Annotated in this window: 33 protein-coding genes; 24 read left to right on the top strand and 9 right to left on the bottom strand. The window is 55.1% G+C overall.

The features are described 5' to 3' along the window. Positions 1-17: 17 nt before the first annotated feature. A complete protein-coding gene (locus YERSI8AC_RS06720; protein WP_159176386.1) occupies positions 18-635 on the bottom strand; it encodes a hypothetical protein in 618 nt (205 codons plus the stop codon). Positions 636-798: 163 nt separating this feature from the next. On the opposite strand from YERSI8AC_RS06720, the gene YERSI8AC_RS06715 reads away from it, so the two are divergent. From YERSI8AC_RS06715 to YERSI8AC_RS06680, 8 genes are all read left to right on the top strand, one after another. Further along, positions 799-1971 (top strand): phage tail sheath protein, encoded by a 1173-nt coding sequence (locus tag YERSI8AC_RS06715; protein ID WP_159176385.1) that lies wholly within the window; start codon positions 799-801, stop codon positions 1969-1971. Between the two features lie 14 nt (positions 1972-1985). Beyond that, on the top strand, positions 1986-2495 hold the full coding sequence (locus tag YERSI8AC_RS06710; protein ID WP_159176384.1) for a phage major tail tube protein: 510 nt from the start codon (positions 1986-1988) through the stop codon (positions 2493-2495). Positions 2496-2557: 62 nt separating this feature from the next. Continuing rightward, positions 2558-2926: a phage tail assembly protein gene (locus YERSI8AC_RS06705; RefSeq protein WP_201304200.1), complete on the top strand. Its 369-nt coding sequence runs from the start codon at positions 2558-2560 to the stop codon at positions 2924-2926. Between the two features lie 41 nt (positions 2927-2967). Further along, positions 2968-3105, top strand: coding sequence for a GpE family phage tail protein (locus tag YERSI8AC_RS06700; protein WP_159176383.1), 138 nt, complete (start codon positions 2968-2970; stop codon positions 3103-3105). A gap of 11 nt (positions 3106-3116) precedes the next feature. After that, a complete protein-coding gene (locus YERSI8AC_RS06695; protein WP_159176382.1) occupies positions 3117-6737 on the top strand; it encodes a phage tail tape measure protein in 3621 nt (1206 codons plus the stop codon). Between the two features lie 26 nt (positions 6738-6763). After that, positions 6764-7213 carry a phage tail protein gene (locus YERSI8AC_RS06690; RefSeq protein WP_159176381.1) on the top strand — a complete coding sequence of 150 codons (450 nt, stop codon included), beginning with the start codon at positions 6764-6766 and terminating at the stop codon, positions 7211-7213. Then, positions 7213-8178 (top strand): contractile injection system protein, VgrG/Pvc8 family, encoded by a 966-nt coding sequence (locus YERSI8AC_RS06685; protein WP_159176380.1) that lies wholly within the window; start codon positions 7213-7215, stop codon positions 8176-8178. The genes YERSI8AC_RS06690 and YERSI8AC_RS06685 overlap by 1 nt, the downstream gene beginning before the upstream one ends. A 401-nt stretch (positions 8179-8579) precedes the next feature. Beyond that, positions 8580-8750, top strand: a complete 171-nt coding sequence (locus YERSI8AC_RS06680; protein WP_159176379.1) for a hypothetical protein — start codon at positions 8580-8582, stop codon at positions 8748-8750. Positions 8751-8921: 171 nt separating this feature from the next. Here YERSI8AC_RS06680 and YERSI8AC_RS06675 read toward each other — a convergent pair whose 3' ends face one another. Continuing rightward, positions 8922-9272, bottom strand: coding sequence for a hypothetical protein (locus YERSI8AC_RS06675; protein ID WP_152618917.1), 351 nt, complete (start codon positions 9270-9272; stop codon positions 8922-8924). A gap of 115 nt (positions 9273-9387) precedes the next feature. Here YERSI8AC_RS06675 and YERSI8AC_RS06670 point away from each other — a divergent pair, with 115 nt between their 5' ends. Then, positions 9388-10713: a Y-family DNA polymerase gene (locus tag YERSI8AC_RS06670; protein ID WP_159176378.1), complete on the top strand. Its 1326-nt coding sequence runs from the start codon at positions 9388-9390 to the stop codon at positions 10711-10713. A gap of 34 nt (positions 10714-10747) precedes the next feature. Here YERSI8AC_RS06670 and YERSI8AC_RS06665 read toward each other — a convergent pair whose 3' ends face one another. From YERSI8AC_RS06665 to YERSI8AC_RS06650, 4 genes are all read right to left on the bottom strand, one after another. Then, entirely contained in the window at positions 10748-11620 is an 873-nt protein-coding gene (locus YERSI8AC_RS06665) for an LPO_1073/Vpar_1526 family protein (protein ID WP_159176377.1), read from the bottom strand. Continuing rightward, complete coding sequence (locus YERSI8AC_RS06660; RefSeq protein ID WP_159176376.1) at positions 11613-11849, bottom strand: hypothetical protein; 237 nt, start codon at positions 11847-11849, stop codon at positions 11613-11615. Before YERSI8AC_RS06660 ends, YERSI8AC_RS06665 begins: the two co-directional genes overlap by 8 nt. A 61-nt stretch (positions 11850-11910) precedes the next feature. Further along, positions 11911-12501, bottom strand: coding sequence for a hypothetical protein (locus YERSI8AC_RS06655; protein WP_159176375.1), 591 nt, complete (start codon positions 12499-12501; stop codon positions 11911-11913). A gap of 65 nt (positions 12502-12566) precedes the next feature. Then, complete coding sequence (locus tag YERSI8AC_RS06650) at positions 12567-13232, bottom strand: S24 family peptidase (protein WP_268892476.1); 666 nt, start codon at positions 13230-13232, stop codon at positions 12567-12569. A 91-nt stretch (positions 13233-13323) separates the two neighbouring features. Between YERSI8AC_RS06650 and YERSI8AC_RS06645 the strand changes: the two genes are divergently transcribed. The 13 genes from YERSI8AC_RS06645 (at position 13324) to YERSI8AC_RS06585 (ending at position 20824) form a co-directional block, all read left to right on the top strand. Next, entirely contained in the window at positions 13324-13650 is a 327-nt protein-coding gene (locus tag YERSI8AC_RS06645; RefSeq protein WP_159176373.1) for a hypothetical protein, read from the top strand. 69 nt (positions 13651-13719) lie between these two features. After that, entirely contained in the window at positions 13720-13926 is a 207-nt protein-coding gene (locus tag YERSI8AC_RS06640) for a hypothetical protein (RefSeq protein WP_159176372.1), read from the top strand. Positions 13927-13951: 25 nt separating this feature from the next. Next, positions 13952-14155, top strand: coding sequence for a hypothetical protein (locus tag YERSI8AC_RS06635; protein WP_159176371.1), 204 nt, complete (start codon positions 13952-13954; stop codon positions 14153-14155). Positions 14156-14193: 38 nt separating this feature from the next. Next, the gene (locus YERSI8AC_RS06630; RefSeq protein ID WP_159176370.1) at positions 14194-14403 is read left to right on the top strand and encodes a hypothetical protein; all 210 of its coding nucleotides are present in this window, start codon (positions 14194-14196) and stop codon (positions 14401-14403) included. Continuing rightward, entirely contained in the window at positions 14396-14710 is a 315-nt protein-coding gene (locus tag YERSI8AC_RS06625) for an ogr/Delta-like zinc finger family protein (RefSeq protein ID WP_159176369.1), read from the top strand. Before YERSI8AC_RS06630 ends, YERSI8AC_RS06625 begins: the two co-directional genes overlap by 8 nt. Positions 14711-14865: 155 nt before the next feature. After that, a complete protein-coding gene (locus tag YERSI8AC_RS06620; RefSeq protein WP_159176368.1) occupies positions 14866-17532 on the top strand; it encodes a toprim domain-containing protein in 2667 nt (888 codons plus the stop codon). Positions 17533-17543: 11 nt separating this feature from the next. Next, complete coding sequence (locus YERSI8AC_RS06615) at positions 17544-17939, top strand: DUF7673 family protein (RefSeq protein WP_159176367.1); 396 nt, start codon at positions 17544-17546, stop codon at positions 17937-17939. Between the two features lie 2 nt (positions 17940-17941). Next, positions 17942-18166, top strand: a complete 225-nt coding sequence (locus YERSI8AC_RS06610) for a TraR/DksA C4-type zinc finger protein (protein ID WP_159176366.1) — start codon at positions 17942-17944, stop codon at positions 18164-18166. Beyond that, positions 18147-18437 (top strand): hypothetical protein, encoded by a 291-nt coding sequence (locus tag YERSI8AC_RS06605; RefSeq protein WP_159176365.1) that lies wholly within the window; start codon positions 18147-18149, stop codon positions 18435-18437. The genes YERSI8AC_RS06610 and YERSI8AC_RS06605 overlap by 20 nt, the downstream gene beginning before the upstream one ends. Next, positions 18434-18691: a pyocin activator PrtN family protein gene (locus tag YERSI8AC_RS06600; RefSeq protein ID WP_159176364.1), complete on the top strand. Its 258-nt coding sequence runs from the start codon at positions 18434-18436 to the stop codon at positions 18689-18691. The genes YERSI8AC_RS06605 and YERSI8AC_RS06600 overlap by 4 nt, the downstream gene beginning before the upstream one ends. A 58-nt stretch (positions 18692-18749) precedes the next feature. Beyond that, complete coding sequence (locus YERSI8AC_RS06595; protein ID WP_159176363.1) at positions 18750-19139, top strand: (deoxy)nucleoside triphosphate pyrophosphohydrolase; 390 nt, start codon at positions 18750-18752, stop codon at positions 19137-19139. After that, a complete protein-coding gene (locus YERSI8AC_RS06590; protein WP_159176362.1) occupies positions 19126-19941 on the top strand; it encodes an HNH endonuclease in 816 nt (271 codons plus the stop codon). Before YERSI8AC_RS06595 ends, YERSI8AC_RS06590 begins: the two co-directional genes overlap by 14 nt. A gap of 34 nt (positions 19942-19975) precedes the next feature. Further along, positions 19976-20824: a hypothetical protein gene (locus tag YERSI8AC_RS06585; protein ID WP_159176361.1), complete on the top strand. Its 849-nt coding sequence runs from the start codon at positions 19976-19978 to the stop codon at positions 20822-20824. Positions 20825-20829: 5 nt separating this feature from the next. Here YERSI8AC_RS06585 and YERSI8AC_RS06580 read toward each other — a convergent pair whose 3' ends face one another. Then, complete coding sequence (locus tag YERSI8AC_RS06580; RefSeq protein ID WP_159176360.1) at positions 20830-21873, bottom strand: site-specific integrase; 1044 nt, start codon at positions 21871-21873, stop codon at positions 20830-20832. Positions 21874-21985: 112 nt separating this feature from the next. Between YERSI8AC_RS06580 and dusA the strand changes: the two genes are divergently transcribed. Then, positions 21986-23059, top strand: a complete 1074-nt coding sequence (gene dusA / locus YERSI8AC_RS06575; RefSeq protein WP_236557263.1) for a tRNA dihydrouridine(20/20a) synthase DusA — start codon at positions 21986-21988, stop codon at positions 23057-23059. A gap of 46 nt (positions 23060-23105) precedes the next feature. Here dusA and YERSI8AC_RS06570 read toward each other — a convergent pair whose 3' ends face one another. Together YERSI8AC_RS06570 and YERSI8AC_RS06565 are read right to left on the bottom strand one after the other, a co-directional pair. Continuing rightward, positions 23106-24560: a catalase gene (locus YERSI8AC_RS06570; protein WP_159176359.1), complete on the bottom strand. Its 1455-nt coding sequence runs from the start codon at positions 24558-24560 to the stop codon at positions 23106-23108. Positions 24561-24768: 208 nt separating this feature from the next. Then, entirely contained in the window at positions 24769-25800 is a 1032-nt protein-coding gene (locus YERSI8AC_RS06565; protein WP_009287287.1) for a succinylglutamate desuccinylase/aspartoacylase family protein, read from the bottom strand. Positions 25801-26005: 205 nt separating this feature from the next. On the opposite strand from YERSI8AC_RS06565, the gene YERSI8AC_RS06560 reads away from it, so the two are divergent. Next, the gene (locus YERSI8AC_RS06560; protein WP_039859306.1) at positions 26006-26617 is read left to right on the top strand and encodes a TetR family transcriptional regulator; all 612 of its coding nucleotides are present in this window, start codon (positions 26006-26008) and stop codon (positions 26615-26617) included. The last annotated feature ends 29 nt before the right edge of the window (positions 26618-26646 follow it).

Here is a 26646-nt window from a genome sequence, read left to right as displayed (position 1 = left end):
AGAATAAAAAGATTATACTAAATTAGCCTTACGTAATTTATAAGCTCTGGGATTTGGATAACAAAAGGGCTAGGTTTGAAATTTGGTGGGAAGTAAATTGCCCTCACCTCAGCTTGATGCGCAAATTCTGTACCTTTTATAACTGCAGGATGGGTTCTATCCTCATACTGGACACGCCTTCCTAGATACTGGCACTGCCACCATCCCATGCAATGAGCTCTTTTCATTAGCTTTCTACCTATAGCTAACATGAATTCATGAGGTTTATGTATTTCTACGCAAGCATCATAATTATCGGAAAGATTTTCGCTAACGTGTAAATCAGCAGAATTTGATACGCAATATATCCAGCAATCTTTACTTACTTCAGGATTCTCAAAAACACACCCATCAATGATCACAGAAGAAGTCTCATCAACACTGATAAATTGGCTAATGAAAGGGTGCTGATTTTTCCCAGTGATAGTCATTTTGTCGACTTCGAGAAAAGTATTTCTTGTTCCTTCGGCTGTATCTAATACCCCTTCACCATGAGCTTCCTCGTTTCGATACTCATATAGTGTGCCAACCCTTACTTCCCCGCGTTCAACTAGCCCCTTAGCGAAGTTTAACGGCAAGTGCTTATATAGGTTCATGCACATAGCTCCCTAACATTATATTGCCTGCCTAAGATATCTTTACTATACACCTTGTCCCCCACCTCCCGCACAACGCCCGCCACTACCCTCCCGCGCGAAGCCTGCCCACCATAGCAGCACACCTCAACCGTACCCGCTTGAACCTGCGCAGGAGACAAGCATGGCCCAGGATTACCATCACGGCGTCCGCGTCGTCGAAATCAACGAAGGCACTCGCCCCATCCGCACCGTGGCCACCGCCGTTATCGGGCTGGTGGCCACTGGCCCGGAGGCAGACGCCGAACGCTTCCCCCTCGATACGCCGGTGCTGGTCACCGACATTTACAGTGCTATTGGCGCGGCAGGCACCACCGGCACCCTGGCCCGCTCGCTGCGTGCCATTGTCGAAGAAACCCGCGCCCTATGTGTGGTGGTGCGCGTGGCAGAAGGCCAGGACGAAGGCGAAACCACCGCCAACGTAATTGGCAGCGTCACGCCCACCGGGCAAAAGACCGGCATCCAAGCACTACTGGCCGCCGAGCAGCGCTTTGGGGTGAAGCCGCGCATCCTTGGCGTTCCTGAACTGGATGACGAAAACGTCGCCACCGCCCTGATCAGTGTGGCCATCAAGCTACGCGCCTTCGCTTATGTCGCCGCCCACGGCTGCGAAACCAAAGAAGAAGCCGTGATGTACCGGGAGAACTTCGGCGAACGGGAAGCCATGGTGATCTGGCCCAACTTCCAGAACTTCGACGTTAACGCCCAGGAAAGCCGCCCGCTCTCCGCCGTTGCCAAGGCGCTTGGCCACCGCGCCCGGTTGGATAACGAAATCGGCTGGCACAAAACCCTCTCGAATATGCCTGTAAACAGCGTCACCGGTATTACCCATGATGTGTTTTGGGATCTCCAAGACCCCGCCACCGATGCCGGGTATCTCAATGCCGCCGAGGTCACCACGCTGATCAACAAAAGCGGCTTCCGTTTCTGGGGCTCTCGCACCTGTACCGAAGACCCGCTGTTCGCGTTTGAATCCTACACCCGCACCGCGCAAGTCCTCGCCGACACCATCGCGGAAGCGCATTTGTGGGCAGTGGATAAGCCCATGCACCCCAGCCTGGTGCGCGACATTATCGAAGGCATCAACGCCAAATTCCGCGAGCTCACCCGCAAAGGTTACATCCTGGGCGGTGAAGCCTGGTTCGACCCCGAGCTGAACAGTAAGGAAGTGCTGAAGAGCGGCAAGCTCTACATCGACTACGACTATACGCCAGTGCCCCCACTGGAAAACCTCATGCTGCAGCAGCGCATCACCGACCGCTATCTGGTCGATTTTGCCGACCGCATCAACGCCTAACAGGAGCAACTGACATGGCACTCCCTTACATTCTTAAAGACTTCAACCTGTTCGGCGATGGCAACAACTGGCAGGGCCAAATCCCCGAACTAACGCTGCCCGAGCTGGCCCGCCGCATGGTCGAGTATGAAGGCGGCGGCATGGAAGGCCCGATCGAAGTCGACCAAGGCAACGAACTGCAGGAATTCGAGTGGACGGCCGGCGGCATGATTGTCGATATCTACGAAAGCTACGGCAGCCCCATCCACGACGCCGCCATGCTGCGTATGACCGGCTCTTACGAATCCGACGAAGACGGCGGCATTATCCCGGTCGAGATCGTCATGCGCGGCCGCCACAAAACCATCTCAATGGGTGATGCCAGCAAAGGCGACAACAACCAGATCAGCGTCACCACCACCCTGTCGTACTTCAAATTAATCGTCGATGGCGAAGAGGTCATCGAGCGCGACGTCCCCGGTTTCATCTTCAAAGTTCGCGGCAAGGATCGCTTGGCAGAGCGCCGCGCCGCCCTGGGTGTGTAAAGCACCTCCACCCAACGGCCACCTCCGGTGGCCATACCCCTTTTCTTTTATAGGACACGACCATGATCGATAAGACCGAAAACCAAAGCACCGAAACCCAAGCAGTTGAGAAAAACGAAGAGCAAACCACCGCTACCGCCCCAGGCGTGCCGACCGAAGTAGTGCCTCTGGAAACCCCGCTGCAGCGTGGCAAAACCACGGTAAAAGAAATCACCGTGCGTAAACCCATGTCCGGCGGTATGCGTGGCGTCAGCTTGGTCGACATCATGAACTTCGAAGTTACCGCCCTGCATAAAGTGTTGCCCCGCATCACTACGCCATCGCTCACCGAAGCCGAGGTGAAAACGCTCGATATCGTCGACCTCATTCAGCTCGGCACGGCGCTCAACGGTTTTTTGATCCCAAAGAAATTCAAGGAAACCGAGGCCTAGCCCTTCAAAAAAGAGCCCTTCCCGAGTTCGTAGAAGACGCCATGGCGGATCTCGCCATGGTGTTCCACTGGGAACCCAGCGCCATGGACAACATGGAACTCGAAGAACTCATGCAGTGGCGCGAACGCGCCCGCAAACGCCACGAAGGCAGCAAGCCAAACGGTAAACGCACTAAATAGGATAAAAGCCGATGTCGCGTAATCTACGCCTGCAAGTCATGTTGAACGCGGTAGATCGCGTCACCGGCCCCCTAAAGCGGATGCGCCAAGGCGCCGGGCAAACCGCCCAAGCCATGCGCGAAACCCGCGACCAGTTAAAAGACCTGCAGCGGCAACAAAGCGACCTCACCAGCTACCGCAAAGCCAACGCCGCCCTGCGCACCAATACCCGCGCAATGCGCGACGCCCGCACGCGCAACCAGCAGTACACCCAGGCACTCGATAAGCAGCGTGAAGCCCACGCCGGTATTAAATCCGGCCTGACCGTCGCCCGCCGGGAATACGACCGGCTCGCCCGCGAGCTGCTCAAAACCAAGCAACCCAGCGACCAGCTGACCGCCTCGCTGGAACGCGCCCGCGTTCGCCTGCAGGGCCAACAGACCGAGTTCGACCGCTCCGCCCGCGCGATGCGGGAATACCGCAACCGAACCCGTCATGCGGGCGAAGAGATCAAACGCCTCACCCAGAACCACGCCACCCAAACCGAGCGGGTGCGGGGCTTAAAAACCCGGCTGGATGAAGCGGGCATCAGTACCGACAACCTCGGCCGCAGCGCCCGGGAGCTGCGCACCAAAGAGGAACGCTTAAACACCGCGCTGCAGGAACAAAAACGCCACCTTTCCGAAGTTGCCGAACGCCAGCGCCGCTTAACCCAGGCCCGCGACCGCTACCAGAATGGCATGGCCAACGTCGCCCGCGCCCAAGGGGTGGGCATGGGCATGTTCGGTACCGGCATCGCCCAAGGCTACGCCGCCTCCCGCCTGTTAACGCCTGGCGTTGCCTGGGCGGAACAGATGAGCACCCTACAGGCCGTTGGCCGCTTCGATGCCGACGACGAACGCTACCAAGGGCTACGCCAGCAATCCCGCGATCTAGGATCAACCACCGCCTTCAGCGCCACCGAAGTGGGTGCAGGCCAAGAGTTCCTACTGCGCGCAGGTATGAGCGCCGGGGCCATTCAGGCCTCAATGAAAGACGTGCTCGCGCTATCGCTGGCCAACAATACCGAGCTGGCCCGCGCGGCGGATATCGCCTCCAACATCGCCGGGGCGTTCAAGGTCGATATGGAGGCGGAAGGCGCCATGGCCCGCGTCGGGGATATCCTCTCCGGTACCGCCAGCCGCGCAAACGTGAATCTGGAAATGCTCGGCGAAACCATGAAATACCTGGGCGGCGCCGAAGACCTCAAGCTCACCATGGAACAAGCCGCTGCCATGTCGGGCATTCTCGGCAACATCGGCATCCAGGGCAGCCAGGCCGGTACCACCATGCGCGCCATGATGAACCGGCTCACCAACCCCGCCGCCAAGGGCGCGGCCGCGATTGAAAACATCGGGCTCCAAATTTCCGACGCCAACGGCAATATGCGCGCCATGCCCGACATCCTCCGCGATATCAGCCAAGCCACGGCGGATCTGGGCAACGTCGAACGCAAAGCCATCATGCAGGATATCTTCGGCGTGGAAGCGGGCTCCGGCATGGCGGAACTGGTCGACGCCATGGGCGCTGGCCAGCTGGATGAGATCATCAATGCCCTGGGCGACAACATGGGCGAAAACGCCCATATGGCCGAAGTCATGGCCGACAACATCGGCGGCGATTTAAAGAACCTGCGCAGCGCCTGGGAAGAAGTCGGCATCAGTATCACCGACACCAACGACGGCCCCCTGCGCGACCTGGTGCAAACCATTACCAAGATTACCCGCGGCGTAGGCGACTGGATCAAAGCCAACCCCGAGCTAGCCGGAACCATCGCCAAAGTCGTCGGCGGCATGATCGCCCTGGCCACCGTTGGTGGTGCAGTCACGATGACGGTGGCCAGCATTCTCTCCCCCTTGCTGTTTGCCAGATTCGCCATGGCCACGCTGGGCATCAAGGCCGGTTTGCTCGCGCCAATTCTCAAAACCGCAGGCGCCGCGCTGTTTGCCGTTGGCCGTGCGCTAACCGTTGGCTTGCTCGGCGCACTAAAAGCGACGGCCGTATTCCTGGCAACAAACCCCATAGGCTGGGCGATTCTGGCTATCGCTGCGACGGCGTTGGTCATTTACAAATACTGGGAGCCCATCAAAGCGTTTTTCAGCGGCGTATGGCAGCAGATCAAAGACGCGTTCGGCGAGGGGATCGGCGGCGTGTCGCGCCTGCTGGTCAACTGGTCACCGCTCGGCCTGCTCTATAGCGGCATTTCATCAGCGCTCGGCCGCCTGGGTATTGAGCTGCCCGGCTCGCTCACCGAGCTGGGTAGTAAAATGGTCGGCGGCCTGGCTAACGGCATGACCAGTGCACTTGGCTGGGTACGTGAAGCGGCGGGCGGTGTTTGGTCAACGGTCAATGACGCTTTTGGTAACGGCATCGGTGGCGTCACCAAACTGCTAATCGATTGGTCGCCCATCGGGCTACTGCATACCGCGTTCATATCAGCGCTCGATATGCTCGGGATCGAGGTGCCCGACGGCTTCCGCAGCCTAGGCGGTTTCATCATTGATGGCCTGCTCGGCGGGCTAACAGAGAAACTATCAGCGCTACGTGAAAGAATTACCAGCATCGCAACCGGCATCACGGACTGGTTCAAAGGCGTGCTTGGCATCAACTCCCCCAGCCGCGTGTTTGAAGGCTTCGGCGTCAATATCGTTGAAGGTATGATCAACGGCATCGGCAGCATGATCGGCGCCCTGCGCGACCAAGTGATGGGCATGGCGGGCAATATCGCGGGCTGGGTGCAGGACGCCATGGGCAGCGCGCTGGACTCACTCAGCAATGGTGCCAACCGTGCTATCCAACTAGGAAAGGATACCGCCGCCGGTTTAGGGCAAGGCATACGCGACGGCGCCAACCGCGCCACGGAAAGCGCCGCCAACCTCGCCAACGGCGTCACCGATACGGTACGCGGTTGGCTGGATATTCACTCTCCCAGCCGCGTGTTTGCCACCATTGGCAACTACGTTTCTCAAGGCCTGGCCAACGGAATCGAAGCCGACGCCGATGGCCCCGTTAAACAAGTGCGCAGCCTCGCCAGCCATATGCGTAACGCCGCCGCCGGGCTAATGCTGGGCGCCGGAGTGGCATCCCCCGCTATCGCCCTGGAAGTGGAGCGGCCAACACTTCCCGAGCTGGGCGCGTTAGAGATCCAACGCCCAGAGCTACCCACGCTCCATAGCGAGGTGGCCAAGCCCGAAACACCCACGCTGGATGCGCTACGCATCGAGCGGCCAACGCTGCCCACGTTACCCGAGCTGGACGCGTTAAAGATCCAACGCCCAGAACTACCCACGCTCTATAGCGAGGTGGCCAAGCCGGACATGCCCACGCTTGATGCCCTTCGCATCGAATGGCCAGAACTCCCCCAATTCGACCCGCTACGCATCGACACCAGCGGCATACAGATCGACGCCCGGCCACCGCTGCAAAGCCACGCCAGCCAGCCCAGCGGCGGGCTGGTGATAAACGGCGGCATCAATATCGAGATTAACGCCGCCCCGGGCATGGATGAACAAACACTGGCAAGGCTGGTAAACGCCGAAGTACAGCGCGCCCTGCGCGATGCCGAACGCCGCGCCCAGGCATCACGCCGCAGCGCATTCCATGACCTTGACTAAAAAGCACTTGATTGAGGTACTGACAGATGATGATGATTTACGGCATGTTCGTGTTCGCCCTCGACACCGCCGCCTATCAGGAACTGCAACGCCAAACCCAATGGCGTCAGGAAGCCCAAGGCCGGGTCGGCCTGCTGCCCGCCCGGCAGTTTCTCGGCCCAGGGGAAGATACCTTCACGCTCACCGGCACCCTTCACCCCCAATTCACCGGGGGCCAACCCCACCTGGATCAATTACGCGATATGGCCAGCCAAGGCCACGCCTGGCCATTGATCGAAGGCACCGGCAAAAACTACGGCTTTTTTGTCATGGAAAGCCTAAAGGAACGCAAGGTCGCACTCATGCGCGACGGCGCCGCCCAGCAAATTGATTTTGATATGGTGCTGCACCGGGTAGAAGACGATAACGGCAACCTGCTGGCCATGCTCGGCCCGCTGGCAGGTATGGCCATGCGCGCCGTGCCGAGGCTCGTGTAATGATTCCCGCGCGACGCCCCGCCTATGCCATCGGCGGCATGGCCGCCACCGGCCGCCTGCAAAGCCTGACTATCACCGACCGGCGCGGTACCACCACCGACGAACTCACCATGACCCTGGAAGACCACGACGGCCGCCTCGCCATACCCCCGCGCGGCAAGATCCTGACCGTGGCCCTGGGCTGGGAAGGCGAAGCCCTGGTGGATCGCGGCAGCTTTACTGTGGATGAGGTCGAACACTCGGGCGCGCCGGATGTGCTGACCATCCGTGCCCGCAGTGCCGACCTGCGCAAAGAGAACCCCGCCAAGCGCTGCGAAAGCTATCACGAGAAAACCCTCGAAGAGATTGTGGCCACCGCCGCCGGTCGCCTGGGGCTGGCTCCTAACATCGCATCGGCGCTGGCTGGAATATTCATTGATCACATCGACCAAACCGACGAAAGCGACCTCCACTTTTTGCACCGACTGGCCGAACGCTATGACGCCCTATGCATGGCCAAAAACGGCAACCTGCTGTTTATGCCCATGAACGGCGGCGTTACCGCTGGCGGCACACCGATCCCTATGCTCACCCTCAAGCGCGGCGTGGGCGACACCCACCGCTATCTCATCGCCGATCGTGAAGAGTTCACCGGCGTGCTGGCTTATTGGAGCGATCTGGAAAGTGCCGAAAGAAAAGAAGTGCTGGTAGGCAGCAGCGATAACACCAAACGGCTACGCCACACCTACGCAAGCGAGGCCCACGCGATTGAAGAGGCAAGCGCCGAGCTCAAGCGCCTACAGCGCAAGCACTCCGAACTCACCCTGGAACTGGCCGAAGGCCGCGCCGACATCTACCCCGAAACCCCGGTCACCGCACAGGGCTACAAGCCAGAGATCGACGCCACGCCGTGGATCATTGACGAAGTGACCCACAATTTCAGTGAGCGGGGCTATACCTGCAGTATTCGGATGGAGACGCGGTGAGTATTAACACAGAGATGACGGCGGGAATTATCGAGCGTAGCTCTTAAAAAGCAGTACCTAATAACTCCCGGCCGTCCGTTGGCCGAGAGCTTTTGGCGTCCGTCTCCTTACAGAAAAGCTGATTCCTTCCAGCTCGCGCATCCAAGCGTCATAGGACAGCATAGACCAAACAAAAGCCCCCATTTGTAAGAAATCACCGACAAGATTTGTAAGAAATATCTTACAACTTTGTGTTTAGCATCTTTGACGAAGTGACCCACAATGTCACGGAGCAGGGGTATATGTAGAAACAATGAGGCTCACCGTAGATTTGCCTAGTGAAAGGAAAGCAGCGTATCTCCGTGCCATAACACTCGGCCCGTTTGTAGGAGGCGGCATGGGCATTATTAGAGGAACATGCTATGCATTTATACGCGAATGATCACAGCACACAGCGGCAGCGCAAGGCGGCAACCATTGAGGCCGCACGTAAGCGCTATCTTGCCGCGAAACGGCAAGGCAATGTGAGAGTCAGCCTGAGCGCTGAAGAAGCACGGAAACGCGCTCAGAAGTCCATTTTTCGCCTACCTTAATTTTCCAGCTTCCAAAAAACCCCCGGCCATACAACATGGCCGAGGGTTTTGTTTGCCGCAATCTTCTGACGAAGCGTTTCCGCCACGCGTGCTATTAGGCGACCACACCACTATGCCAAACATGCAGAATAAATAATGTAAGCATTTTGCCATCTGTTTGTAAGAAATAACCTACACCGCCCAACACCGCGCCTGCCTAACCACCACCCCTCGATACTGCTTAGCGGTAATAAAACACCCCTGCCCACCAGCGGTGGGCAACAACCGGCAGCGGCTGCCCACGCGGTGGGCTTTGAATAACCGATACTCACCTTCCACTTCCGCCACCACCAGATCGGCATGGCCAAACGAACGCGCCTCATCCACCACCAGCACATCGCCCTCCATCCACGGCCCGCCGGGGCGGGCATCCTCGCTTATCTCCACCAGAAAACAACTGGGCGGAAATTTTCGGCTATCCATTTCGGCCACTGCTGGGTGCTCCACGCCCACCACTGCTGGCCCTAAGTAATTTACTCGCATGCTGTTGCCCTGTGCTTGCTCCACATTAAGCGACGTATATTAGCGGTTGCCTGTCGCTTCCCTGGCTGTTAATACTGTATAAATTAACAGTCTTACACAAGTAGTGGAGCTCAATATGATTGGCCTGGTGGACTGCAACAATTTTTATGTGAGCTGCGAGCGGGTGTTCAACCCCAAACTGGAAGGCCGCCCCGTGGGCATTATGTCCAATAACGATGGCTGCATTATCGCCCGCTCCAATGAGCTCAAAGCGCTGGGTATCGAGATGGGCACCCCCGCCCACCAGGTTCGCCACCTGGTGGATCGCGGCGAGATCGTGTTGCACTCCTCCAACTACGAACTTTACGGCGATATGTCCCACCGGGTGCAAGGCATCCTGGAGCGCGAAACCGCCGGTGTGGAGCCCTACTCCATTGATGAGATGTTCGTGCGCATGGATGGCTTCGAGCCTGAAGCGCTGCTAGAGCACGCCAAATCCCTGCACGCGATGATTCGCCGTGGCACCGGCATTCCCGTCTGTGTCGGCGTTGCCGCTACCCACACCCTGGCGAAGCTGGCCAACCGCATCGCCAAAAAGCACCCCGGCTACCCCGGCGTGTGCATCCTTCACGCGGAAAGTGACGAAGCCAAACACCTGCTAAAGCAGATCGAGGTAGGTGATGTATGGGGCGTCGGCCGCCGCTTGAATGAGCGCCTGCAGATCCTTGGTATCAACACCGCCTGGGATCTCCGCGAAGCGGACGCCAAGCGCCTGCGGCGTAAGTTCTCGGTGAACATGGAGCGCACGGTACTGGAGCTGCGCGGCATCAGTTGCCTGAAGATGAACGACGTTAACGAACCACGCCAGCGCATTATGACCAGCCGATCGTTCGGCCGCCCCACCTCACAGCTCTACGACCTACAAGGCGCCGTTCGCCAACATGCCCAACGGGGCGCGGAAAAGCTACGCGAGCAGAAGAGCCTCGCACGCGCCGTGCTGGTGTTTCTCAAAACCGACCGCTTCCGGCCCGACCTGCCCCAATACTCCCCCAGTCTGGCGGTGGAAATGGAACGCCCTAGCCAGGACACCCGCGACATACTCCACGCCGCCCAGGAAGCGCTGCGCAAGATCTACCGGCCAAAGTACGGCTACAAAAAAGCAGGCGTGATGCTGATCGACCTCACCGACGAGAACCGCCAACAACTCAGCCTGATGGACACACCGCAAACAGAAGAGCAACGCCAGCGCAGCAAAAAGCTCATGGCCACCATGGACGCGCTGAATGAGAAGATGGGCAAGGGAACGGTACGCCTAGGACTACCGGAAAAGAACGCCCCCTGGCACCTACGCTGCGCGAACCGAAGCCCGCGCTATACGACGAATTGGGATGAGTTGATGAAGGTGTATACGGATGAGGGGGCGGCTGATAAGGCCAGGCTCAACACAGCAGGCCCAAAGTAATTCACTCGCATCTGCACGCCTGCTATCTGTCTAGTCAAAAATCACCATAGGGATCAATTAAATGGGGCCACGTTCCCCGAAGATAGGATAAACCAATATACTCACAAACCTTATTTAACGGAACGTGATCAAAATCACAAACAGTACTAAAGCCAAACCTTTCAATTAAAGCACACAGATATGGAAACGTAGCCAACATAACACTATCTTGTAAAAATGTTTTTTGGTACTCTCCAACAGGGATATCGAAAGTGAAATTCCTACAGATTTTAGCGCTAGTTGATTCCTCATAGCGCTTCCCACTCAAATAAGCTCCCAAATATTGCAAGTAACCTAAGTCAACAGGCTCAATCTCCACTAAAGGAAAAAACCTTTCTAAGAAATATCCATACACCGCCTCTATAGCATACTTCTCGTCAGTCCCCTCAGTTGGTGTAACTCTTCTTAAATAATATGAAAATGCAAAAAAACGAATCAAATTCAAGTCTAACTTAGAAAGCATTTCTATCGACTGATCGATTACAATGCTTTTTAAAGAGCCTTTCCCAGATGAAACCTTATGAGCTATTAACTCAGAAATAGTATCCAATTCTGCACTATCGGTTCTTTTAGCGGAATACTCTATACCTTCATTGATAGCTGCTTGAATATCAGGTCGCTTCAATTCACTTGCTACATCAGTCTCAAGCCTGGAAATCTTTTCAAAAAGCTTTTCAGAAAACCTTCCAACATATAGCCTAGCTTCAGCTACAGCTTCTTCTCTAAGCTTGGGAAAATTACGCTCCAGTAACAATGTAACTAAATCTTTAACATCACTGTATTGCATACCTATATTGACATCACGATTAGCTTGAACAGCAAGAGCGCTTCCAGAGGCCTTTTGGATTTGTTTATCTTTATCAAACATCGTCATCTCCCTCTTGCTTACCGCCTATACTTACATCTCTACCCGCTTGTATACCGAGTCCGTTTTTGATCTGCTGTTGCTGACTTTTTGACGAATTCTTCTTTTGGTAGATAAATGTGATAACAACGACGATAGAGGCTAAAAAAGCAGCAACACTTGCAAATGAGGGGTCTAGAACAGCCCAAACCAAACAAAAAAAACTAGACAGAAAAGAAATCAATATAAGCATTGGCAATCCAAGAATTTTATCATCAATAAAAATCCATTAAAGGCTTAAATACCAACCTTCATCAGAGGTCATCCCACTCACTTTCTATACGCCTTATTTCACTTTCTACCATTTCAAGCTGGATATCAGGCGAACCTTTAAAACTATAGATTTTCTTCATACTAAGATCAAGAACACGGCACTCTGAGATAGAAACATCGCATGACTCGCTGATTAGAAAGCAGATAATATTTGCCCGCTGTTGGTTCATTTTTTTACTACTGTTGAAATGCAGCTTTAGCAAACGATCTTCACCATCTACTCTATAGTAAAGCTCAGGATTGCATAGAACTTCCGTATCTCTATACCGATAACTCGCTTTAGGGGGATCATAGTGATAAATGTTTTTCCCCTGTGCCCAAGTGATAAAATTCTCGGCAATCTTTGAATAGTTTTCTTGCTTGTCTTTATGAGACTTTTTTGCAATATCACGCAGGTGGTCAAAACTGCGCTGGTGCTTGAATAGACCCTTTATTGCTTGTCTCAGGCTGAGATAGTAGTCACGGTAATGAGCGTAGGAAGGCCGGTTCTTTAAACTCCGTTCACGGCCTTGTTTTAATTTGGCATCGGACGTTGCTATGTATGAAAAATCTGTAACAGTAAAAACAGGCATTCCCCACCTCTCTTTTCATTATCTAGCAGTCTCAAAACCACCTTTATGTCTTAATGGTTTTACAGTTACACAACCCGTCCAATCCGAATCTCACACCGCCCCAGAATCTCCACATCATGCATATCCTGCGGCTTAATCATCTCCGGCTGGTAATGGTCATTGTCGCTGATCAAGTACAGCGCCCCGCCCGCCAGTCGCTGCACCCGTTTAATTCTTCTCTCGCCGCTTACCAACAGTAAAAACACGCCTTCCTGTTTCGGGTCGCGGTTACTGCGATCCACCAGCACCCAGTCGCCATCGGCCAGGGTGCCGTCCATCGAATCCCCGCGCACTTTAATGCCCACCACTTGCGCAGGGTCTAGCCCCTGTTCCACCAGTTCGGCACTGGAAAAGTACAGCGTGGTTTTAATCGGTTCGCCTTCAAAGCTGCGACCAGCGCCCGCTGCCGCTTCGATGTCGTACATCTTCACCGGCGAGAGATCCGGCCCTGGTTCACTTAATGGCATGCCTAGAGGCTGCGACTCAGGAACCGAACGGTTTCCAGTCAATATGTATTGAACATCAACTCCCTGCTCAGCAATGACCGTTAGATAATCTGCTTTCGGGCTTCGCTGACCGCCCTCGTAGAGCATTTGAGTCTTTTTAGTCACTTGGGCAAGGTCACCAAACTGGGTCTGTGACAACCCTAGCCGCTCCCTTTCCTCTCTAAGCCTTTCACCAAATGAAACCATTTAGACCTCACAACCCTTGACATGGAAACCATTCGGTACCATTCTATTAATGTCTTTCACTCTAAAACACAACGCAAAGGGAACCACTGCCATGGTCACCATCATTGCCACCATTGTTATGCCTACCACTCAGACCACCCTGTTTCGCGGGGTCGAGGTGGAGCTTGACCGCTGCTCTGAACAAACCCGTCGCAACATTGAAACCGCATTGAAGCGCGGCACCAACACGCCTAACCCACTGGCGGATCTTGAAGCGCTGGAAGAGAACACCACCGCCCAAGCCGTGGGCCAACTCGCTGCCACGATGCTGGCCCAGAACGCCTCTACCGAGCAGGTGGAAGACGCGCTTTGCGAACTGCGCACCTACATGGATGAACACTTCCTGCAGCGCAAGCTGGTGCGCCTTTACGAGCGTTAATACAGACGCTCGGCCGCCTTGTTCAAGCTCTCGTTTAAAGTCTTTCACTCTATTAAGGAAGCCTAACCCATGGCCACCACTAACACCATTACCCCAAAGCCAATTTATGCCCCTAAGGGGTGTAGCTGCCCCGTCATGATTCACCTCACGGAAAGCGAGCGGGAAGAGCTGAAGCGCATTCAGGAGTTGGAAATGCGCTCGATGTCGGCTGCCGGTCGCATGTTGCTGCTCCGCGGCATCGCCGAGTACGACCAAGAAACCCTCAGTGCCGAATGACCTTGCCTGCATAAGGATGTTTGCCATGTACCAGGACCCCAAACGTGTGCGTACTCGCTACGCCGCTCTCAATTTGGATCAGTACGAGGCCCAGCTGATCGATGCGCTGGTGGATTACACCGGCATCGAACGGGCGTCGCTGCTGCGTCAACTGGTGCTGAAAGAAGCACTGGAGACGCTGGGCGTTGCTGATCTCTCTGTTAGCACTATGCCCCAGCAGGCGTCGTAAACGCAGGCCCTTTTGAGGGCCTCAAGGAGCACTGAAGTATGGCTGACCAACCCGCCCGCAGCGATTTACGCCTTCCGCTGGATGACCAGCTGGAGGCAGTGCTGCAGCAGGTATGCGAACAGCAGGATTTGCAAAGCCTGGACGACGCCGCCGAGTGGCTACTCCGCAGGCGCTTACGCAAAGGCACCCAAGGGCTCACCGGCCGTGGCCGCGCCATTTACCCCGTACCAGGAGGTCGCAGTGACTGAAGAGGCAAACCAACAGAACACCGTGCCGTTCAGCCGTCTGCGCTTCAGCTGCCCGCACTGCGGTTCGCACATGAAGATCCGTACGTCGAGATCACCGCTACCCATCTACCGCGTCATTTATTGGAACTGCAGCAATGAATGGGAGTGCGGTTTTCGCTGTGACGGCTACATGCAAATGCTCCGCACATTAGCACCGAGCCGCTGCCCGAACCCCGATGTTCAGCTCGAAAGTGCGCCTTGGTTGCTGAACCAGATGGGATTCGACTTCGACGAGACGCCGATCAACGACGAACACTACGAGGAATAAAGCGATGCATAAGGTTGCTCATCTTCCCCCACGGCCCCAGCGCCACTATCGGCCTAGCTTTCATGCCCCGCCAAAAGGGGGCACTCACGGCCCAGCCGGTGCCGTGAGCTAACCGCTAAGCCCAGCCCAACCCATTGTTGAATAAGGAGGCGAGCGTGAATTCATCGCTGCGCCAGGACATTGTTGCGCGCTTAATCAGCGATTTTGAGGCGATTGAGCGCGGCCCCTACCTGCAACGGGTGCGCTGCCCGGAGTGCGGTAAGCGCGAGGCGTACATCAACGCTGACGCGCCGTGGATGCTCAAATGCGGGCGGGAAAACAACTGTGGCGCGCAGATCCACGTAAAAGCGCTGTTCCCTGATCTGTTCCGTTCCTGGAGCGAGCGCTACAGCACTAAAGTGGGCGAAAAGCCCACCTCTCAAACGCCGGTGGCGGATGGCTACCTGCGCGATGGCCGCGGCTTCGAGCTTGCCCGCATTCAGGGCTGGTACACCCAGGAGAGCTACTGGAAGCCGGAGATCGGCGGCACTGCCACCGTGCGCTTCGCTCTACCCGGCGGCGCTTACTGGGAGCGCCTTCTGGATAATCCAGAGCGCTTCGGCAAGCAGAAGGCCAATTTCGTTGGCCGTTATAAAGGCCAGTGGTGGTGCCCGCCTGCGCTCACCGCGGCGGATCTGGTCGCCGCCGGTGAGGTATGGATTGTAGAGGGCATCTTCGATGCGATCGCCCTCTACCACCACGGCATCGCGGCGGTTTCCGCCATGAGCTGCGGCAACTACCCGGATGAAGCGCTAAACGCCCTGGCGGATGCCGCCCATCAAGCCGGTACCAGCCGCCCCACTCTGGTGTGGGCGCTGGATAACAACCGGGCTGGCCATAACGCCATTCACAAGCATGTGAGGCGTGCCCGGGCAGCAGGCTGGGATTGCGAAGCGGCACAGATCCCCAACGGTGGCCACGATTGGAACGATGCCCACCAGCGCGGCGAGCTTTCTGACAAGCACCAGGAAACCTACCGCTACCACGGCGACCTGCTATTGGCCCCCACGGCCATGGCCAAGGCGCTGTTGATCTACAAGCGCCGCGAACAGCGGGAGTTCTGGTTCGAATTCAAACGCCAGCTGTGGTGGTGGAAGCTGGATATGGATGCCTTCGACCGCGCCCTGCGCGCCGATGGGCTGGACGGTGCCGACCAGCAGCAGATCGACCCGGCCATGCGTGACGCTGCCCTGGAGCAATCCGGCAGCGTGAAGCGGATCTGCACCTGCTACCCCACGGCGCTCTACTACCAGGCCAACGCGGTCACCGATGAGAGCTGGTACTACTACCGCGTGGAGTTCCCCGACGGTCGCCCGCCGATCAAGAACACCTTTAGCGGTGGCCAGTTGGCGTCCGCGTCTGAGTATAAAAAGCGCCTGCTAGGCGTTGCGCCAGGTGCGGTATGGACAGGTACCAGCCAACAGCTGGATAGCCTGCTGCAGGATCAGATCGGCAACATCAAAACCGTCGAGACCATCGACTTCATCGGCTACAGCAAGGAGCACGGTGCCTATGTGTTCGGCGATCTGGCCGTGGCCGGTGGCAAGGTGGTGCCGATCAACAGCGAGGACTTTTTCGAGCTAGGCCCCCGCCGCCAGTTGAAAACCCTTAGCCAATCCGTCGCGCTGCACATCAACCCCGATCGCAAAGCGTTCAACACCGAATGGACACAGCAGTTGCTCGGCGCCTTCGGTACCCGTGGCGTGATTGCCCTGGGCTACTGGCTGGGCAGCCTGCTGGCTGAACAGATCCGCGCCGAGATGGGCAGCTTCCCGTTTCTGGAGATTGTTGGTGAAGCGGGTGCCGGTAAATCCACCCTGATCGAGTTTCTCTGGAAGCTGTGCGGCCGCCGCGACTATGAAGGCTTCGACCCCAGCAAAGCCACCATGCCCGCCCGCTCGCGCAACTTCGCCCAGGTAAGCAACCTGCCGGTGGTGTTGATCGAGTCCGACCGCGAGCAGGAAGGCGGCGCCAAACAGAAACAGTTCGATTGGGACGAACTCAAAACCGCCTTTAACGGCCGCTCGATCCGCGCCCGTGGCGTCAAGAACAGCGGCAACGACACCTACGAACCGCCCTTTCGCGGCAGCATCGTAATCAGCCAAAACGCCCCGGTGCAGGCAGGCGAAGCCATTCAAACCCGTATCTGCCACCTGCACTTCACCCGTGAAGGCCAGAACAAACAGACCAAAGCGCTGGCCGAGGCGTTAGAGCGCAGCGAGATCGAGCACGTTAGCCAGTTCACGCTTAGCGTTGCCCAGCGTGAAGCCGCGCTGATGGCGTTAATCACCCAGCGCGCCCGCCACTACGCCGACCAACTGGCAGACGACCCGGATATCAAGGTGCTGCGGATCGCCAAGTGCCACGGCCAGTTGATGGCCCTGGTGGAGTGCCTAGGCCCAGAAGGCTTGGATCTCTTCGACCAGCAAACCCTGGATATCGCCCTGGGACACATAAAGCAGATGGCCCGGGAGCGTCAGCAATCCATCAACGCCGACCACCCGTTGGTCGCTGAATTCTGGGAAGCCTTCGACTACATCGAGGGCCTACGCGACGACCCCATGCTGAACCACTACGGCAAGGGCAGCGACATGATCGCCATCAACCTCAAAGACTTCGAGCGCACCTGCGCTGAATACAAGCTGCGCACCCCGGAGGTGCGCGAGCTGAAGCGTTACCTGAAGAGCAGCAAGACCCGCAAGTTTATCGATTCCAACCGCACCGTGAACTCTCGCGTCCGCCATAACGGCGGCAGCGTGAAGTGCTGGGTGTTTCAAGCATGAAGGAGCCCGTGATGACTACTAACCACTCAATGCCACTGGTGACCCAGCGCCTACGCGAACGCAACCGCCAGGCACTAGAGGCAATGATTGACGCCGAAGCCAACGCCAACGATTACCGCGACCGGGTTGCCTCATCTGGCCTGCCTGCGCTGAAACGCCTGGCGCACATTGGCCTAGGCGATAGCCACCAACCGAAGCACTGCCGCCGAGTGCTGCTGGCCGTTTACAACAGCTACGCCTGGCCACTGAACCTGACCAGTCTGCGAATGCTGGATGGTGACCTTCGCGGCGCGGCCTTGGCGGTGATCGAGTGGTCAGCCGTCAGCGATCACGAGCTTCACGAATACCTGCCGGATGGCCACGAACTCATGCAGCGCTTTGCCGCCATTGAAAAAGAGGAACAGTAACCATGGCTGACAACGCCGATATTGCCACTGAACTGATGGAACGCCGCATGGAAGCGGCGCTGACCAGCCGCTTGTCTCTGTATATACCGGTCACCGACCCGGAATGCGAAGACTGCGGCGGAGAGATACCCCAAGCCCGCCGTGACGCAGCCCCTTGGGCCACCACCTGCATCGAGTGCCAGGTGATTCGTGAACAACGGGGGCGGCATGTGCGAACAAAACGCTAAAGGGGGAAAGCTGGCCAGGCAAGCCGCCATGCTCTGCCAGGATCGCGCCTTCCAGCTCTACCTGGATCGCCGCCGGCGCGCCAAACACGGCATGACCGAGTTCCAGTTACCCGACGGTACCCACAACGAGGAAGATGCCCGCGACTGGCTCTGCGCCGCCTGCCAGATCCAAAGCCGGGCTGAGTTAGATCACAACACAACCGCGGCCGCCACGTTCCGCCGCATTCGCCAATGCTTCCTGAAGTGGAAGCAGCAAGGGAGGCAACAATGAACACGTATTTTGGCTTACTCGCCGAATTCAACGGCCGTACAGAACTACCGCTTGAAGAAGTCGCCCCGCGCTTCTTCGGCATCAGCCCCCGCACCGCCGCCTTCCGCGCCGGCGCCCAGGCCCTGCCGGTACCGGCCTACCGCGCAGGGGATTCCCAGAAAAGCCCGTGGCTGGTCAGCGCGATCGACCTGGCGCAATACATTGATGAGAAAAGGGCTGAGGCGCGGGAGCAGTGGAAGATGGTGAATGAGTAGGTAGCGGGGAACAGAAAAGCTAAGGTAAGCTAGTCGCTTTGAAAAATCAGGTGCACTTTTGAAAAATGTCGCCGCGGCGCTCGCTATCGCAGAAGGTAAAGTCATGCTGACGCGACGAGCGCCTGGACAACAGCTAGAAGGCTTCTGGGAATTTCCGGGTGGAAAGGTTGAACCGGGAGAAACGGTCCAAGAGTGCATCGAGCGAGAGATCAAAGAAGAACTCAACCTGGCGTGTAAAGCCGGGCAAATATTTCAGGAAAGCGTGCATGAGTACGATGGGGGCGCAATCAACCTTATCGGGGTATTGGTCACAGTAGCTGGCGAGCCAGAATTGCACGTACACGATCGTCTTACTTGGGCGCCCATTGGTGACCTTTTAACTTTCAAACTGGCACCTGCCGACATCCCGATCGCTAAGGAATTGATAAGCACTTATGGACTCGATTAGTTCACTTAAGCCCGGCACCGTACTGAGTAACCAAGAGCTCAGTAAAATCTTCAAATGTAGCGAACAGGGTGGCATGCGCCGATCCCACAAGACCAATACGCTTGTTTTGGTGATGAATCACGTTAAGTCGATCTATGACGACCAGTGGATAGGTGACGTCGTCCACTACACTGGGATGGGTCAGCTAGGCGAGATGAGCCTTACGTTTCAACAAAATAAAACGCTCAATGAAAGCCCAGCTAATGGCGTAGCAGTGCACCTTTTCGAAGTTTTTAAAACCAATGAATATACCTACATCGGGGAGGTGGAACGCGTTGCACCTCCCTATCAGGCTACTCAACCTGATAACGAAGGAAAACCCAGGCAAGCTTGGCTCTTTCCACTCAGACTTAAATCGGCAGATGTAGTGCCTATCGATGAAGTGGCTGCGATAGAACTAGCCATCAAAAAAGAGCGCCGCGCGCGTAAACTTTCGAATAAGGACCTCCGAGCTCGTGCTGAAAATGCTCCTGCCCAGGTAGGAAGCCGAGTAGGTCAAACCACGTTCATTCCTCGCTCACCCTACATTGCCGCCTATGCTAAGCGTCGTGCCAACGGGCATTGCGAGCTCTGCCAACAACCAGCCCCTTTTGAAACCAGAAAGGGCGAACCCTATCTGGAATGCCATCACATTAAATGGCTGTCCAAGGGTGGTGATGACTCCATTGAGAATACGGTAGCGCTATGTCCTAACTGCCATCGGAAGATGCATGCATTGAATCTAGAAATTGACATTATCGCTTTAACATCTCTGGCAACTTAACGCAAAAAAACCAAAACACAATTGAGGCATCGGCATGGGAAAAGGCAACTTAAAACTAAAGGCAGCACGTTTACATAGAAACTACATCATATTAATCCTTATAATAATTATAGGAATAATGCTTACTATATTTTCTTATGGAGAGATAAAGCTTTATGAAAATATAAGCTTTGCTGCCACTTTATCATCTTTATTACTATCAGTAGTAGCAATAATATATACCCTACAAACCAGCGGATCATTAGCAAGTACACTTAAAAAAATTCAAAAAACTTCAAACATTTTGAAGACAACCTCCAGAAAAATAGAGCAATCTAACATTAAACTAGGAAAAAAAGTTGATCAAATCCCACAAGAACTTGCCTCAGTTAAAGAAAAACTCGACTCATCACATAAATTACTCGAAAATTTACCATTAACTACGGCAGATGACTCAGATCAAAACAATAATTCTACATATGAAATTCCTGAGCGTGCAATCAATACATACGTTGAGTACTCAAGCAATGAACTGCTTGACTTATTAATGATATACACATACATTCATGAAGATAAAAAAACAACTAATCTTGATGGTTTAATAGATAGTTTTGAATCACAAAAGCTGTTCGGTTTAGCAATTGGCACTCTACAATCAACTCTTTCTTTCAACCTAATACAGCATAAACTAAAAAAATTGGATGGTAATATAAGCTATGTTCAATTTGAAATAATGAATAATAAACTAAGAGAATTAATAAAGAAAAAATACAAAGAAACTTATACCTCAGATTTGAACCATCAGATAATTCAAGATGATGACGAAAATCATTTCAATCTTCCAGGCAACTATGATGATCGTATAAAAGCTCTTAGAAAAATCATCAACTACTACAGTATTTAAAACACTTAACGCAATTGCATATTTTCAGGGCGCAGATGCGTATACCTCTTTAATATATCCCAACTTTCGTGGAGTGTGAATTGCTGCACCTCCACGATCTCATACCCCGCTTCAAACAACCGAGACGTCGCCTCATGGCGCAGGTCGTGAAAACGCAGATCCTCAATGCCCTTTGACGCGGTAGCCGCACGCCAACGAGTACTGATTGACCTAGCCCCGTAAGGGAAAATTCTCGGTTCAGCCTGTTTACGCGGCTGTCGCTGAATGATGGCCATCGCCTCACGGGTGAGTTTAAAGCGCTTATGGTTACCCCACTTCTGACGTGGGTGCTTGGCATCACGCACCCAACAAGTCATCGCCTCTGTATCCAAATCGTCCCAGGTGAGCCGGGTAATTTCTTCCTGCCGGCGCGCTGAGGCGATCGCAAAATCCATGATGTCTTCCATGGGAATAATCGCACTCGGGCGGATCTTTTGAGAACGAACGAAGTAAGCCCTTAGCCGCTCAATTTCATCGGCTGTGGGCCGCCGATCCCGCGATGCTGGCCTGCTGATAAGCCCTTTGCTAGTCAGTAGCAACTTAGCTGATTCAAATTCATTCAAATTGACGGGCATACGCCAGGCAGCCACGGCTGTTTTTAGGATAATTCCCAACCAGGTCATATCGAGCGATGCAGTAGACGCTTTCACACCACTACTCCGACGCATCTGTACATGATTAATTAGCTGCTCACTGCTGAGCTCAGTAATTTTGACGCGAGCGATCGGGAAGCGCCGAAGCTGCTCAATAGTGGCTCGCTTACTACGCCCGGCTCCATCAGCAAATTCATGCAGGTAACGTTCAATGGCATCATGTAAGGTGACGCCCTTCCATTTCGCGGACAGCACACCACCTGGTGCAGCCAGTTCGAGCTCGCGTCGTTTCGCCCACTCGCTGGCCATTGCCTTTTTAGGGAATGTTTTGGACTCTGAGTAGTCAGGTTGTCCAGTACGCGCAATGCGAATACGCGCTAGATATGAGAAACTGCCGTCCCTTTTTGGACGCTTCACGATCGTCGCCATTACTGCCTCGAAATGTGACAAATGAAAGTGCCACGAAGTGCCAAATTTGTGACACCAATTAGCTAAAAACGTGGCTCAACCACTGTAAATATGAACAGTTATGAATGATAACACAACCGCGCAAACCCGCATGAAGTCTGGCATTGCCCGCCCGGAGCTGGATAGAACTTTCTCCGTCGCGCCCATGATGGACTGGACAACCCGCGATTACAGAGCGCTAGCACGCACCTTAACCAAGCGTGCGCTGCTGTATACCGAGATGGTCACTACCGGTGCGATTTTGCACGGGACGCCCCGTGAGCGCTTTTTGGGCTATAACGAGGTGGAGCATCCGCTTGCACTGCAGTTAGGCGGCAGCGACGCCGGTGAGCTGACTGAGTGCGCAGCGATTGCCGAAGCCTGGGGCTATGACGAGGTGAACCTGAACGTCGGCTGCCCGAGTGACCGCGTGCAGAACAACCTGATTGGCGCGTGCTTGATGGGCTACCCCGAAAAGGTGGCAGAGGCAGTGCGGGCAATGCAGGCTGCGGTGTCTATTCCGGTCACGGTGAAGTGCCGTATTGGTATTGATGACCAGGATGAGGACGCTGATCTTGAGCGGTTTATCGCTATCGTTGCTGACGCAGGCTGCGAGGTGTTTACCGTTCACGCCCGTAAGGCGTGGCTGCAGGGTTTGTCGCCCAAACAGAACCGCGATGTGCCGCCGCTTAACTACCCCCGTGTTCACCGTCTAAAGCAGAGCCGCCCTGAATTGCATATTGGCATTAACGGCGGGATTAAAACGCTGGCGGAGTGCCAAGCGCAGCTTACCCATGTGGATAGCGTGATGGTGGGGCGTGAGGCGTATCAAAACCCGTGGCTGCTCGCTGGTGTCGATGAACAGTTGTTTGGTGAGCAAGGCCCGGCAGAGAGCCGTTTGGATGCTGCGAACGCTTTCCGGCCGTATATTCAGCAGCGCTTGGATGAAGGCGCGAAGCTGAATCATATTACCCGCCACCTGCTGGGTTTATTCCAGGGTTGCCCCGGCGGCAGGCGCTTCCGGCGTCATTTGTCAGAACACGCCCATAAAGAAGGCGCAGGATTGCGCCTATTTGATGAAGCGTTAAGTTTAGTGCGTGAGCCAGAGGCTCAAGACACACAGCCCGCCGCCCTTTCTGCCCCCCTTCCCGCTTAAGCGTTGAAGGTGTGGACGGCGCGCCGTGTGCTTAAAAAGTCACGCGTTAGCCGCCTTTCACGCTTTTAGCGATGCGGTCGCCGACTTCCTGGTCAATATTGCGCCAATACTCAAACGCACGCTGAAGCACCGGCTCCGTAACACCATCCGATAGATGACCAACAACGTTCGACACCAAACGGTCACGCTGGGCGTCATCCATCACTTCACGCACCAGGGTATGGGCCTGCCCCCAATCGTCGTCATCGCGGCGCAGGGTGTAGGCGGTGCGCACAAAGTCACCACTCACTTCCCAGGTGTTATCCATAGGGTAGCGCTCAGCATCGGCAGAGGGGCCGCCTTTCGAGTTGGGTGCATAAACCGGGTCGGTGACATTTTGCACCCGCATCGCGCCATCTTTAGTGTAGCTGTGCACCGGCGACTTCGGCGAATTCACCGGGATCTGCTTATAGTTCACGCCAAGCCGCGCGCGGTGGGCATCGGCGTAGGAGAACCCACGCGCCAGCAGCATTTTATCAGGGCTTAAACCGGTACCTGGTACCATATTATTGGGCTCAAATGCCGCTTGCTCGATCTCGGTGTGATAATCCGTGGGATTACGATCCAAGATGAGTTTACCCACTTCAATCATCGGGTAGTCCGCATGGGGCCACACTTTGGTCAGATCGAAGGGGTTATAACGGTAGGTCTTCGCCTCTTCAAACGGCATGATCTGCACTTTCAGCGTCCAGCTGGGGTGATCGCCATTTTTAAGGGCTTGATAGAGGTCGCGGGTATGGTAGTCAGCGTCTGCGCCAGCCATTTTGTCCGCTTCTTCCTGGGTGAGGAAATCGATTCCCTGGTCGGTTTTAAAATGGTACTTGACCCAAAACCGCTCACCCTCTGCGTTGATCCACATATAAGTATGGCTGGAATAGCCGTTCATATGACGCCAGGTTTTCGGGATACCCCGATCCCCCATCAGCCAAGCCACTTGGTGAGCCGATTCAGGCGACAGCGTCCAGAAATCCCACTGCATATCATGGTCACGAAGATTGGTATCTGCGCGGCGCTTTTGCGAGCGGATAAAGTGCTGAAACTTCATCGGGTCGCGAATAAAGAACACCGGTGTATTGTTCCCCACCATGTCGAAGTTTCCTTCTGTGGTGTAGAACTTGATCGAGAACCCGCGCGGGTCACGCCATGTGTCCGGGCTACCCCGTTCGCCGGCCACGGTTGAGAAGCGCATCAGTGTTTCAGTGGTCGTGCCCGGCTGGAACACGGCTGCCTTGGTGTACTTGCTGACATCATGAGTCACTTCAAAGCGCCCAAAACCGCCGCCACCTTTGGCGTGAGGCTGACGCTCGGGAATACGTTCACGGTTAAAGTTTGCCATCTGCTCAATCAAGTAGTGATCGTTGAGCAGAATCGGGCCGTTGGGTCCTATGGTAAGCGAGTGTTCGTCACTGGTGACCGGTATACCCGCATCTGTCGTGGTGTGATTAGGTTTATCGCTCGTCATCGCTTTTCCTCCATGTCACGGTAGACGTGGCGTTTGATCGCCACTCGTTCGAGTCCGATGAAAGCTTAGCTATTTGTTTTGGGTGTTATCATTTTGAGTAGCCGCTAACAAAGCCCGTCCTTAGGTATAGTCAAATGGCTACTGACTTGCCATTTATAGTAGCTAATCCTTAACTATTGAAGCGATAGCGTTGAGTTATGAACTACGATTAATAAAACGAATCAGGTGGCGGCACCAAGCTTGAGTTAAAGCTCTCAATAGCCGTTTCTGCCTCATCAATTTCATCAAAACGGGCAATATGGAATAGCGCCTCTCCTTCATTGGCCAGCGGCAAGCGACTCATGCCAATCACAATACCGTCGGCAGCGGCACGCACTTCGCCTTCATCATTGCCAAAAGGGTCAGCGACTTTGCCCAGCACCTCGCCTTTCGCAACGCGGGCGCCTAGGCGCACCTTGGGGCGCAAAATGCCGTCGATAGGTGCCCGAGCCCAGCTTGACCCTTTGGCAAGCTCCGCGGGTGCTGGCGTGCGGCGGCGTTGTTCGCCGGTCAGCATGCCTAGTCGGCGCATGACTCGCAGCACACCGCGAACCCCTGGGGCAATCGCCCACTCGTCAAAACGCAGCGCCTCGCCGGCTTCATAGGTCAGCACTGGAATCCCGCGGTTCTGAGCGTAGTGGCGCAGGCTACCTTCACGCAGTTCCGCATTTAGCACTACGGGCGCACCGAAAGCATCGGCCATACGCTCGGTTTCGCTTCCAGGACGGAGCTGGGCACGAATTTGCGGCAGATTAGTGCGGTGGATTGCACCGGTATGTAGGTCAATAATATGGGTAGCGTGATCTACGATTTGTTCGCGAAACAGATTTGCAATACGGCCGCCAAGTGACCCCGACTCGCTGCCTGGAAAACAGCGATTTAGATCACGCCGATCAGGCAAATAGCGGGTTTGCTGCAAGAAACCAAGTACGTTTACAACCGGCACAGCGATCAAGGTACCGCGGATACTACTAATCGCTTTCGCGCGCAGTACCCGGCGGACAATCTCCACGCCGTTGATTTCATCGCCGTGAATGCCACCACATACCAACAGCACTGGTCCATCCTTACGGCCATGAACGACTTCGACAGGAATATGCAGGGGCGTATGGGTATATAAGCGCGCCACCGGCACATCAACTTGTAAGCGTTGGCCGGGCATAATGGTATGTTCGCCCAGCTGAAAAGGAGCTCGCGCCATGCTTTCTGTCCTGTTTTTTAATTCGTTTTGCTCACGACATTAGGGCCTGTTTCATTGCCTGTTTATACGCTTTCAGTCGTGAAACGACGAATTTGTTAACCCACGTTATGAGATGGCTCATTTAACCATACAGTTTTGAATGTAAATGTTCTCCCTCTTAGGTTAAAATATGACCATACTGTGTCGATAATGAGGTTGCATTTCCATGGCAAGAAAGACCAAAGCAGAAGCGGCTGCTACACGAGAAGCACTGCTTGAAGCTGCTGAAGAGGTATTTTTTGCCAAGGGCGTGGCGCGCACCTCCTTAGAGCAAATTGCTCGCCATGCAGGCCTTACTCGCGGCGCCGTTTATTGGCACTTTAAAAACAAAGGCGACCTGTTCATGGCGCTGGTTGAACAGGTGCGTATGCCCTTCCAATCGCTGATGGATGAGGTCGACAAAGCCGACGCCGAATTATCACCATTGGAGTCTATACGACTAGCCTGCCATGCGGGTTTAGTGCGCCTTGAGCAACCTTCTTATCAGCGAATACTCTCCATCCTGCTGCATCGCTGCGAGTTCTTCAGCGATATTAACCCGCTCGACATGCAGGAGCAGATCGGCAACGAGTGTTTTGAAGAGATGCTGAATGTCTTTGTGCTCGCTGAGCAGCAACAATTGTTGCGCGAAGACCTTAGCCCCGAAATTGCAACGCGCTTGATGCAGTCCATGCTGGGAGGCCTGTTCCACGACTGGCTACGTAACCCCGGAGCTTTTTCGATTCGGGAACGCGGTGGCGAGCTGATTGATACCTCTATTCGCATGATGCAGCGTTAAACATTGCACCCACTCTCGCTGCAATGCAG

Source organism: Halomonas sp. 113 (genome assembly GCF_904067645.1).
GTDB classification, from domain to species: Bacteria; Pseudomonadota; Gammaproteobacteria; order Pseudomonadales; family Halomonadaceae; genus Vreelandella; species Vreelandella titanicae.
The sequence above is the reverse complement of the archived record's forward strand: the minus strand, read 5'-3'. Positions and strand labels throughout refer to the sequence as shown.

Coding starts and splice junctions, on each gene's coding strand:
- YERSI8AC_RS06675 (WP_152618917.1), bottom strand. CDS start 9,272: ATGCGAGTAAATTACTTAGGGCCAGCAGTGGTGGGCGTGGAGCACCCA.
- YERSI8AC_RS06610 (WP_159176366.1), top strand. CDS start 17,942: ATGGCTGACAACGCCGATATTGCCACTGAACTGATGGAACGCCGCATG.
- YERSI8AC_RS06600 (WP_159176364.1), top strand. CDS start 18,434: ATGAACACGTATTTTGGCTTACTCGCCGAATTCAACGGCCGTACAGAA.
- YERSI8AC_RS06565 (WP_009287287.1), bottom strand. CDS start 25,800: ATGGCGCGAGCTCCTTTTCAGCTGGGCGAACATACCATTATGCCCGGC.
- dusA (WP_236557263.1), top strand. CDS start 21,986: ATGAATGATAACACAACCGCGCAAACCCGCATGAAGTCTGGCATTGCC.
- YERSI8AC_RS06650 (WP_268892476.1), bottom strand. CDS start 13,232: ATGGTTTCATTTGGTGAAAGGCTTAGAGAGGAAAGGGAGCGGCTAGGG.
- YERSI8AC_RS06715 (WP_159176385.1), top strand. CDS start 799: ATGGCCCAGGATTACCATCACGGCGTCCGCGTCGTCGAAATCAACGAA.
- YERSI8AC_RS06685 (WP_159176380.1), top strand. CDS start 7,213: ATGATTCCCGCGCGACGCCCCGCCTATGCCATCGGCGGCATGGCCGCC.
- YERSI8AC_RS06590 (WP_159176362.1), top strand. CDS start 19,126: ATGGACTCGATTAGTTCACTTAAGCCCGGCACCGTACTGAGTAACCAA.
- YERSI8AC_RS06670 (WP_159176378.1), top strand. CDS start 9,388: ATGATTGGCCTGGTGGACTGCAACAATTTTTATGTGAGCTGCGAGCGG.
- YERSI8AC_RS06690 (WP_159176381.1), top strand. CDS start 6,764: ATGATGATGATTTACGGCATGTTCGTGTTCGCCCTCGACACCGCCGCC.
- YERSI8AC_RS06605 (WP_159176365.1), top strand. CDS start 18,147: ATGTGCGAACAAAACGCTAAAGGGGGAAAGCTGGCCAGGCAAGCCGCC.
- YERSI8AC_RS06630 (WP_159176370.1), top strand. CDS start 14,194: ATGGCTGACCAACCCGCCCGCAGCGATTTACGCCTTCCGCTGGATGAC.
- YERSI8AC_RS06645 (WP_159176373.1), top strand. CDS start 13,324: ATGGTCACCATCATTGCCACCATTGTTATGCCTACCACTCAGACCACC.
- YERSI8AC_RS06705 (WP_201304200.1), top strand. CDS start 2,558: ATGATCGATAAGACCGAAAACCAAAGCACCGAAACCCAAGCAGTTGAG.
- YERSI8AC_RS06635 (WP_159176371.1), top strand. CDS start 13,952: ATGTACCAGGACCCCAAACGTGTGCGTACTCGCTACGCCGCTCTCAAT.
- YERSI8AC_RS06560 (WP_039859306.1), top strand. CDS start 26,006: ATGGCAAGAAAGACCAAAGCAGAAGCGGCTGCTACACGAGAAGCACTG.
- YERSI8AC_RS06585 (WP_159176361.1), top strand. CDS start 19,976: ATGGGAAAAGGCAACTTAAAACTAAAGGCAGCACGTTTACATAGAAAC.
- YERSI8AC_RS06655 (WP_159176375.1), bottom strand. CDS start 12,501: ATGCCTGTTTTTACTGTTACAGATTTTTCATACATAGCAACGTCCGAT.
- YERSI8AC_RS06660 (WP_159176376.1), bottom strand. CDS start 11,849: ATGCTTATATTGATTTCTTTTCTGTCTAGTTTTTTTTGTTTGGTTTGG.
- YERSI8AC_RS06570 (WP_159176359.1), bottom strand. CDS start 24,560: ATGACGAGCGATAAACCTAATCACACCACGACAGATGCGGGTATACCG.
- YERSI8AC_RS06615 (WP_159176367.1), top strand. CDS start 17,544: ATGACTACTAACCACTCAATGCCACTGGTGACCCAGCGCCTACGCGAA.
- YERSI8AC_RS06710 (WP_159176384.1), top strand. CDS start 1,986: ATGGCACTCCCTTACATTCTTAAAGACTTCAACCTGTTCGGCGATGGC.
- YERSI8AC_RS06665 (WP_159176377.1), bottom strand. CDS start 11,620: ATGTTTGATAAAGATAAACAAATCCAAAAGGCCTCTGGAAGCGCTCTT.
- YERSI8AC_RS06720 (WP_159176386.1), bottom strand. CDS start 635: ATGAACCTATATAAGCACTTGCCGTTAAACTTCGCTAAGGGGCTAGTT.
- YERSI8AC_RS06700 (WP_159176383.1), top strand. CDS start 2,968: ATGGCGGATCTCGCCATGGTGTTCCACTGGGAACCCAGCGCCATGGAC.
- YERSI8AC_RS06680 (WP_159176379.1), top strand. CDS start 8,580: ATGCATTTATACGCGAATGATCACAGCACACAGCGGCAGCGCAAGGCG.
- YERSI8AC_RS06640 (WP_159176372.1), top strand. CDS start 13,720: ATGGCCACCACTAACACCATTACCCCAAAGCCAATTTATGCCCCTAAG.
- YERSI8AC_RS06695 (WP_159176382.1), top strand. CDS start 3,117: ATGTCGCGTAATCTACGCCTGCAAGTCATGTTGAACGCGGTAGATCGC.